Here is a 1,013-nt window from a genome sequence, read left to right as displayed (position 1 = left end):
CGCACGGGCCCGAACCCGGCTCTCGGCTCCTGCGACGGTACCGGCGTGCACGACGAACGGCGTCTCAGCCCGCCCCGGGCTGACCAACCGGTCGCGACCCAGTCGCGACACCGCCTGCACCCGCGTGCCGTACTGCACCCGCTCGCCCAATGCATCGGCCAACGGCGCCAGGTACCCGTCGATCCACTCTCGGCCGGTCGGGAAACCCTCCCCGGGAGCGGTCCAGCCCGTCGATGCCAGTAACCGCGCAGCGGCGGGGTCCACCAACTCCGGCCACGGGGAAAACGTGCGCACGTGCGCCCACTGCTCGACCGCTGCCCCCGGTCCGCTGCCGGACTCCAGCACCAGCGGGGTGAGTCCACGTTCGAGCAGGTGCGCGGCCGCCGCCAGACCCAACGGCCCGGCCCCGATCACCACGACGGGTAGCTTCGACATCTTCGACTCCTCCCATCGACGTTCTTCGATGATTCGATCCAACGCGTGCCATCGAAGTTTGTCAATGTGTGTGGCATCATGGGGGCATGGCCATCGCGACCGCGCCGCTGACACCGGGTGATGCGGCTGCCTGCTGCTCCCCGCTGACTGGCGGCATCCTTGATACGCCAGCCGCCGAGCGACTTGCCTCGGTGTTCAAGGCGCTCGCCGATCCGGCTCGGGTCAAGTTGGTGTCCCTCATCGCCGCTTCCGACGGTGGGGAAGCCTGCATCTGCGACCTCACCGAACCGCTCGGATTGAGTCAGCCCACGGTGTCGCATCACATGAAGCTGCTGGTCGACAGCGGCCTCGTCGGCCGTGAGCAGCGCGGCAAATGGGCGTACTACCGTGTCAACGCCGACGCCCTCGACCGCATCGCTGACGCAGTCTCGACCCGTACGGCCTAACCGCTCGGCGACGGCGGCCCGTGCTGCGTTGCGCCCCTCTACGAGCCGTTGCCGTCTGCTGGCCGGGACGGCAGTGCAGCCATGGCGGTGGCGGCGATCGCTGAGAGTTCCTCGAAGGTGCCGCCGTCCCTC

The 1,013-nt window shown here is 69.1% G+C and carries 2 protein-coding genes; one reads left to right on the top strand and one right to left on the bottom strand.

Annotated features, from left to right (window positions below):
• A partial coding sequence (locus ACLE20_RS15475) for an NAD(P)-binding domain-containing protein (protein ID WP_410941209.1) occupies positions 1–435 on the bottom strand: 435 nt, incomplete at its 3' end.
• 86 nt (positions 436–521) lie between these two features.
• Here ACLE20_RS15475 and ACLE20_RS15470 point away from each other — a divergent pair.
• Positions 522–881 (top strand): ArsR/SmtB family transcription factor, encoded by a 360-nt coding sequence (locus ACLE20_RS15470; RefSeq protein ID WP_410941208.1) that lies wholly within the window; start codon positions 522–524, stop codon positions 879–881.
• The last annotated feature ends 132 nt before the right edge of the window (positions 882–1,013 follow it).

Source organism: Rhizobium sp. YIM 134829, assembly GCF_046546455.1.
The sequence above is the reverse complement of the archived record's forward strand: the minus strand, read 5'-3'. Positions and strand labels throughout refer to the sequence as shown.

Bases quoted from the DNA above. Each gene is read 5' to 3' on its own strand.
- ACLE20_RS15470 (WP_410941208.1), top strand. From the start codon at position 522: ATGGCCATCGCGACCGCGCCGCTGACACCGGGTGATGCGGCTGCCTGC.